Annotated in this window: 1 protein-coding gene and 1 pseudogene; both read right to left on the reverse strand. The window is 42.3% G+C overall.

Annotated elements, in window-relative coordinates:
- Positions 1-695: pseudogene (locus tag CXF78_RS01025) on the reverse strand (hypothetical protein); the annotation flags it as partial.
- A 71-nt stretch (positions 696-766) separates the two neighbouring features.
- Positions 767-1,222, reverse strand: a 456-nt coding sequence (locus CXF78_RS01030; RefSeq protein WP_257984789.1) for a methyl-accepting chemotaxis protein, incomplete at its 5' end; no start/stop codon positions are given.

The following is a 1,222-nucleotide window of genomic DNA, read 5'->3' on the forward strand; positions in this document are numbered from 1 at the left end:
AATTTGGCTTGTGCATATACAGCACGTAAAGTCCAAATTTCATCAGTCCAACTTACGTTAGCACCCATAAGGTTGCTTAATTCAACCGCTGAGTTTTTAACGTCGGACTCACCACCAAATGCTTGCATTGTTAGTGTTGAGTCATCGTATTCCACATCATAAGAAACACCTGCACCAGTGTAAGATGAAAACGGGATGGTACCATATACTTCTTGTGGTGGGCGCGCGAAAGGCTGTGCATATCCAACATCTAAGTAATCAGAGTACATAAATAAAGGCACACGCAGTTTACCGCCACGAATCTTAACGCCGTTGTCAAAGCGATGGGATAAATAGGCCCATTCAGCTTCAACTTCCCAGTCGTATTTACCGCGCATCATTAGCTGTAATACTGCTTGAGTATTGTCAGAAATGTTAAATGTCCCTTGTAGACCTAATTTACTGTCTTCGCTAAAGTTAGCACTCGAATCAGCATTATTGTAGCCAGCATCATTATCAGAGCTGATATAGGCTCCGCTAATAAAACCGTTAAATTTGACCTTGTCGGCTAGGCTTGCATTTTGCTGCGCCTGCAACGTTTGTACCTGCTGCTCTAGTTTAGCAATTTTAGCATCAGCGGCTTCATCTGCCACTGCTAAACTTGGGACTATCGCCATTGATATAGCAACGGATAATATTTTTAAATTAAATTGCATGGTGTTACTCCTTGATCATCACTCATATGCCCTTTGGGCTTATATTTTTGGTACTGCATTTACAATCAATCTCATACCTTAAATTGACTGGTAATAGATTGAAGTCTTTCACTTACATTTTGAATATCGACACTAATACCGCCCATATCCGCAGTCGTTACTCTGACTTTTTGTGAACCGACTTCCATTTCAGTTACATATTGCTGGATCAACACTGAAGTTGTATGTTGCTCCTCGGTGGCAGCCGCAATCTGGTCATTAACTTCTGATATTGCACTTACTTTTTCTGTAATACGCTGTAACGCTTCACCAGCTAAAGAGGCTGATTTAACCCCTATTGCAGCAGTGTTAATACCACGAGCCATCGCGTCAACGGCTTGCTTAGAGGTTGAGCGTAATTCTTGTAGTACTTGTTGGATTTCTTGAGTTGAGGTTTGTGTTCTAGAGGCCAATGTTCTGACTTCATCGGCAACTACTGCAAACCCACGCCCATGTTCACCAGCACGCGCTGCTTCAATAGCAGCGTT

It is taken from the genome of Shewanella sp. 11B5 (genome assembly GCF_002836795.1).
Classification (GTDB): Bacteria; Pseudomonadota; Gammaproteobacteria; order Enterobacterales; family Shewanellaceae; genus Shewanella; species Shewanella frigidimarina.